At 42.9% G+C, this 6,000-nt stretch carries 5 protein-coding genes and 1 tRNA gene; 1 reads left to right on the plus strand and 5 read right to left on the minus strand.

What is annotated here, in order from left to right; all coding sequences use genetic code 11:
- Positions 1-133: 133 nt before the first annotated feature.
- Positions 134-206 (minus strand) — tRNA-Met (locus tag E0E16_RS12310).
- A 402-nt stretch (positions 207-608) separates the two neighbouring features.
- Here E0E16_RS12310 and E0E16_RS12315 point away from each other — a divergent pair.
- A complete protein-coding gene (locus tag E0E16_RS12315) occupies positions 609-1,700 on the plus strand; it encodes a mannose-1-phosphate guanylyltransferase (protein ID WP_130830486.1) in 1,092 nt (363 codons plus the stop codon).
- Between the two features lie 107 nt (positions 1,701-1,807).
- On the opposite strand, the gene E0E16_RS12320 is transcribed toward E0E16_RS12315, so the two are convergent.
- The 4 genes from E0E16_RS12320 to sucC form a co-directional block, all read right to left on the minus strand.
- Positions 1,808-2,206 carry an HIT family protein gene (locus E0E16_RS12320; protein ID WP_130830487.1) on the minus strand — a complete coding sequence of 133 codons (399 nt, stop codon included), beginning with the start codon at positions 2,204-2,206 and terminating at the stop codon, positions 1,808-1,810.
- Positions 2,207-2,240: 34 nt separating this feature from the next.
- Entirely contained in the window at positions 2,241-2,711 is a 471-nt protein-coding gene (greA, locus tag E0E16_RS12325; protein WP_130830488.1) for a transcription elongation factor GreA, read from the minus strand.
- A 237-nt stretch (positions 2,712-2,948) separates the two neighbouring features.
- Positions 2,949-3,818: a succinate--CoA ligase subunit alpha gene (gene sucD / locus E0E16_RS12330; protein WP_130830489.1), complete on the minus strand. Its 870-nt coding sequence runs from the start codon at positions 3,816-3,818 to the stop codon at positions 2,949-2,951.
- A 39-nt stretch (positions 3,819-3,857) separates the two neighbouring features.
- Positions 3,858-5,000, minus strand: coding sequence for an ADP-forming succinate--CoA ligase subunit beta (sucC, locus tag E0E16_RS12335; protein ID WP_130830490.1), 1,143 nt, complete (start codon positions 4,998-5,000; stop codon positions 3,858-3,860).
- Between the last annotated feature and the right edge of the window lie 1,000 nt (positions 5,001-6,000).

Here is a 6,000-nt window from a genome sequence, read left to right on the forward strand (position 1 = left end):
GAGGGTGCACAACAAGCGAAGAGATTTGCAGTTGTGCACTTTTTCTTTTTAATGCGAATACACATCGCCGAAAAAGAAACATAATGACGTGGAACAAAAAAAGATGAGCCGAAACGACTCATCTTCTTCATTGTTGCGGAGGCAGGACTCGAACATGCGACCTCCAGGTTATGAGCCTGGCGAGCTACCAACTGCTCCACTCCGCGATATTATTCTAACTCGCTCTTCAAAAAGAAAGAAAAGCCTTTTTTTGAATTGCGAATGCAAAGATACACATTTTTCTTCATACCACCAAATACAACGACACACAAAGCCCAAATTCACCCATTCTTTAACACTAATAAAGAAAAAGCCTTACGACACATTAATGCAATTAACGCTTTACAACATTATCAAACTCGATTTTTATCCCTCAAACCAGTGAACAATTGGCGACAGTGAACAAAAAAAAACAAGTCAGAACCCACCATCTCCCTATCCGTTTGAAAAACATGCCACGACGATTGAAAGTTTCCAAAAATAATTATTTATTTCTTAAAACATTTGCCGGATATAATTTTATGAGATAACTTTGGGTTATTAATCCAAGGGTCTAACATTCTATGATAATGACAAAAACGGAAAATTATTACTGCTTAATCCTTGCAGGAGGCAAAGGGAGACGCCTATGGCCAAGCAGTCGCGAAGAACTACCTAAACAATTCATCGATTTTTTTAGTGAGGGAAGAACCTTGCTACAACAAACATTCGACAGATTTACCCGGATGTTTCCGAAAGAGAATATCTACATCAATACAAGCCAACAATATCTTGATATCGTACGCGAACAACTACCGGAAGTAGAACGCGACAACATCATGGCAGAACCTATTCACAGAAACACTGCGCCGAGCGTGGCATGGGCTACTCATCGGATTGGAAAACTAAACCCGAAAGCAAACATCATCGTATCGCCTTCCGACCAACGAGTTTTCAACGAGGAAGCGTTTTTAAGAAACGTTCTCGAAGGGTTGAGCTTCGTGAGTCATCACAACTGTCTTCTGACAATGGGAATACAACCCACACGCCCCGAGCCGGGCTATGGTTACATACAGATGGGAAACTCGACAGGAATAAACAACATATATAAAGTAAAGGCTTTCACGGAGAAACCCGATAAGGAATTTGCAGAAATGTTTTTGAAAAGCAAGGAATGGTATTGGAATACCGGACTTTTCCTTTCCAACGTGCAATATCTCACCAACAGCCTTTACAACTTTCTTCCTTCCGTGCTGAGAAATCTTGATGCGAGAATGAAAGACTTCAGCATTGAGGAGGAAAATAATTTCGTTCAAGAGTTTTATCCCTCCTACCCCAACCTGTCCATCGACTACGGTGTGCTGGAAAAGTCGGACAACGTTTATGTAATGAAGTGTGATTTCGGATGGGCTGACCTCGGCACGTGGCACGGCATTTACGAATCGAGAAGCAGAGGCATGGGCGACAATGTGGTCATCGACTCGGATGTAGTCATCGATGATTGCAAAAACAATATCATCAAGTTGCCAAAAGGACGCTTAGGAGTTATCAACGGACTGGATGGCTATATCGTGGCAGAGCATGATAACGTGCTGCTGATTTGTAAGAAAGAAGACTCTTCGTCTCTCATTCTTAAATACGTGAACGAAATCCAACTAAAGAAAGGCGATGAATTTGTATAGAGGGGAATATTGTTCCGTCATGCTAAAAAAGCGAAAGGCGAGAAGCAGCTACCTGCTTTTCGCCTTTCGCCATACCGGAACAAATGCCCCAAAAACCGGAGAATAGATTATCCCAATCGCTTAAACTCCTCAAAAATCTTGTTCGCGATGCCCTGCTGTTCTTCCGGTGATACCTCTATGTGTTTCTTAAAGTCCACGTCACCTTCACTGTTCATGGGGATGAGATGAATATGAGCGTGGTTTACTTCAAGCCCGAGCACTATCTGTGCCACTTTCTTGCAGGGAAAAGCTGTCTTCAAGGCACGTGCCACCTTCTTGGCAAAGAGTTGAAATTCTGCCAAATCATCATCTTCCATGTCGAAGATATAATCCACCTCCTTACGCGGTATGACCAACGTATGAGCTTTTGCAACGGGATTGATGTCAAGAAAAGCATAGAACTTCTCGCTTTCCGCACATTTATAACTTGGAATATCGCCTGCGGCTATCTTTGAAAATATTGTCATGACCACAAAATAAAATTATTGTTATACGATAGGATTACAGATTAATGGAAATCTTGTCCACCCGGAGTTTAATGGTTCCGCGTGGAATCTTTATCTCTACGACATCACCCACTTTCTTATTGAGCAGCCCTTGCGCAATAGGTGTGTGTATGGAGATTTTCCCTTGCTTAAGGTTAGCTTCCGTTTCACTGACAATTGTATATTTCATCTTGGAGTTATTCGCCATGTTAGTCATTTCAACCGTTGACATGATTTGTACCGCCTCATCACTAAGTCGAGACATATCCACGATTTTTGCTTGCGCGATGGTAAGTTTCATCTCATTGATTTTGGCTTCCAAATGGCGTTGTGCTTCCTTGGCTGCATCGTATTCAGAGTTTTCGCTTAAATCGCCCTTATCAGCCGCTTCTGCGATGGCTGCCGATGCCTTGGGGCGTTCCACTGATTCTAACTGCTTCAGTTCAGCCACGAGTCGGTCGTAGCCCTCTTGTGACATATAAGACATAATTATTCTATTTTAAGTTTATACGTTTTTCAGGTGGAGATAAAAAGAAATAGAATTCCAACAACTTCTGTCGGAATCCCATACATATCATCTCCTCATCAATTTATTATACGATGCAAAGGTATTCTTATTTTTCGGAACGACCAAAAGTTATAGGTTAAAAATACTTTACCACCGACGAAATCTTGCGGATTTCGCCGGTAATAAAGCAATATAAATAAAGTGCGAATTAGCTTATTATTTCATCAGTCCTTTCAAAAGCTCAGGAATTTCGCTTGTCTCACGCGCTACGGGAACACCTGCAGCCTCGAAAGCAGCGACCTTCTCTGCTGCCGTACCCGAGCCGCTGGAGATAATAGCACCCGCGTGTCCCATCTGCTTTCCCTTGGGAGCCTCTCGACCGGAAATGAATGCCACAACAGGCTTCGTAAGGTTCTTCTTGATAAATTCCGCCGCGCGTTCCTCGGCATCACCACCAATCTCGCCAATGATGGCAACACTATCGGTATCAGGGTCGTTTTGGAACATTTCCAGCAAATCTTGGAAGTATAGTCCCACGATAGGGTCGCCACCAACTCCCACAGCTGTGGATTGTCCGAAACCGGCAGCCGTAAGATTAGCCACCACCTCATAGGTCAGCGTGCCACTTCGGCTGATAACCCCCGTGTGTCCTTTCTTAAAGATATTGGTAGGCATGATACCCACCATGCTCTTGTCCGGTGAGATAAGTCCCGGACAGTTCGGTCCGATCAAGTTCGCACCCTTGTCGCGAATGTAACGATAAGCTTCAACCACGTCAAGTGTCGGAACGCCTTCCGTGATGCAGATGATGAGTTTGATGCCTGCGTCAGCGGCTTCCAACATGGCATCTTTGGCAAAAGGTGCCGGAACGAAAATCACCGAAGTGTTGGCATTTGTCGCTGCCACTGCGTCTTTCACGGTATTGAAGACGGGTATGCCGTCCACATCCTGTCCGGCCTTGCCGGGAGAAGTACCACCTACCACGTTGGTACCATATTTTTTCATTTTCTTTGCGTGAAATCCGCCGTCACGACCCGTTATACCCTGTACGATAAGTCGTGTATCTTTATTGATTAAAATACTCATTTTGTTTCCAGTTTTTATTTTATACGACTATTCGGTTAATTATTTGCACTTTGCGCACAGTTCAACCGCCATTTTTCCGGCCTCACCCATTGTATGCGCCACATTAAACTTAGTGCCTTTCAGAAGTTCGCGTCCTTGTTCTTCGTTAGTACCAGTCAGGCGAATAACGATAGGCATATCCGTCTCAATGGTCTTAAATGCCTCTATCAAACCTTGCGCAACATCATCGCAACGAGTAATACCGCCGAAGATATTAATGAGAACTGTCTTCACGTGTTTGTCGGACATCAAGAGCTTCATTGCCTCTACAATCTTTGTAGGATTGGAGCTGCCGCCGATATCAAGGAAATTGGCAGGAGTACCGCCGTAAAGCTTAATCATATCCATCGTGGCCATAGCCAGCCCGGCGCCATTCACCATACAACCAATTTCACCACCGAGGTTCACATAGCTGAAACCCTTGCTTTTAGCTTCTTGCTCAACTTTTTCCTCTTCTGTAGGCTCAAACATTTCAAAGATATCCGGATGGCGGAAAAGAGCGTTGTTATCGAATGTCATTTTGGCATCGATTGCCATCACCTGACCTTGTTCTGTAATGACGAGTGGATTGATTTCCGCCAACGACGCGTCTTTTTCCTTGAACAAACGATAAAGCTTTTGCAGAAGGGGAGCCGCCTGTTTCACGTAAGCCATATCATCGAAAAGCTTAAAGGCTGCCTCGCGAGCGAGATAATCGGGCAATCCAAGTAAGGGGTCGATTGGAATCTTAACAATCTTTTCCGGAGACTCTTTTGCCACGGTTTCGATATCGACACCACCTTCGCGGCAAAGCATCATGATCGCACCTTTCGTTTTTCTGTCAATAACGATACTAACATAAAACTCCGAGGCAATATCCACAGCTTCGGTAACGAGAACGCGATCAACGGTAAACCCTTTGATATCCATTCCTAATATATCGGTGGCACGCTGTTTCACCTCTTCTTCGCTCTTGGCCAGTTTAACGCCACCTGCTTTGCCACGACCGCCGGTGTGTACTTGTGCTTTGATTACTGCCAATTCAACACCGAGTTTTCGATAAGCTTCTACGGCTTCTTCCGGAGTACGACAAACGAAACCCGATTGCACAGCCATACCATAAGCTGCAAAAATTTCCTTTGCCTGATATTCGTAGACTTTCATAGTAAATATAATTTGTTAATACATTAATATAATATTATAATTTTCCAAGCAGACTTACCATGATTAATGCAATGACGAAAAAACACCGGTATAATAAATTAGTAGCATATATTCGCAGTGTATATAATGTAGTAAGTAGTTCATTTATTTTAATATTGTTCTATTTATGGGGCAAATGTAAAAAATAAAATTGATACTTGCAAGTACTTTTTAATAAATATGATTAGAATGGTCCAATTATAAATTCATTCGCGCAAAGACTTTGGCAGCCTGAATGAAAGTTTACTTTGGGGCGAAGCCATAACATCATGACGCCTCGGCAAAGAATCGGTAAAACAAAGCCACTCGCTAAAAAGCCAGCCCCGACAATCCTCTCCAAAAAACCTCACCGTCCTCAAGGGATTGTGGGGCTTTTTCGCTTCTGCCATCCCATCAATCAACAACACCTTTTCCCAACCCTTTTTATCACATTTCAAAACACCTGACACTCAACCACTTACAAACCCCATTTTAAAAGCTTAGCTTTTGCGTTCCAAAAGCTAAGCTTTTGCATTGCAAAAGATAAGCTTTTGGAATGTAATACCTTAGCTTTCGGAAAGTATATCGACCCGATTCCTCATAACACCATTGTACAAGCGAATAACGAAGCTTTTATTTCTCACCATGGAAAAATGGAAGTTCCACGATTGATAAAGATTGAGATTTATACATATTTTCCGTATTTATATTGCTTTTGACTTGATATAAATGCAAGTTCCAAAACGAAGTGCAATAAAAGAGTAGCCCTCGCCGAGAGATGCAGACGTTCTCGAAGCGTAGCGAGAGGTTGTCTGCATCTCTCGGCGAGGAAAAAAAACAACCAGCAATACAAATAAAAAAGGGAGACCTCTGTCTCCCCAAGATTAATTAACTTTGTATTGTGAAATATCATCAATTAACCTCGGAGCAAAGGTCGCAAATTTTCGCCTTACTCCAAAAGAAAACAGGGAGAAAAGAGATT

It is taken from the genome of Prevotella rectalis, from assembly GCF_900607215.1.
GTDB classification, from domain to species: Bacteria; Bacteroidota; Bacteroidia; order Bacteroidales; family Bacteroidaceae; genus Prevotella; species Prevotella brunnea.

Excerpts from the sequence above, each read along its gene's own strand:
- E0E16_RS12315 (WP_130830486.1), top strand. The coding sequence starts at position 609 with ATGACAAAAACGGAAAATTATTACTGCTTAATCCTTGCAGGAGGCAAA.
- E0E16_RS12320 (WP_130830487.1), bottom strand. The coding sequence starts at position 2,206 with ATGACAATATTTTCAAAGATAGCCGCAGGCGATATTCCAAGTTATAAA.
- greA (WP_130830488.1), bottom strand. The coding sequence starts at position 2,711 with ATGTCTTATATGTCACAAGAGGGCTACGACCGACTCGTGGCTGAACTG.
- sucD (WP_130830489.1), bottom strand. The coding sequence starts at position 3,818 with ATGAGTATTTTAATCAATAAAGATACACGACTTATCGTACAGGGTATA.
- sucC (WP_130830490.1), bottom strand. The coding sequence starts at position 5,000 with ATGAAAGTCTACGAATATCAGGCAAAGGAAATTTTTGCAGCTTATGGT.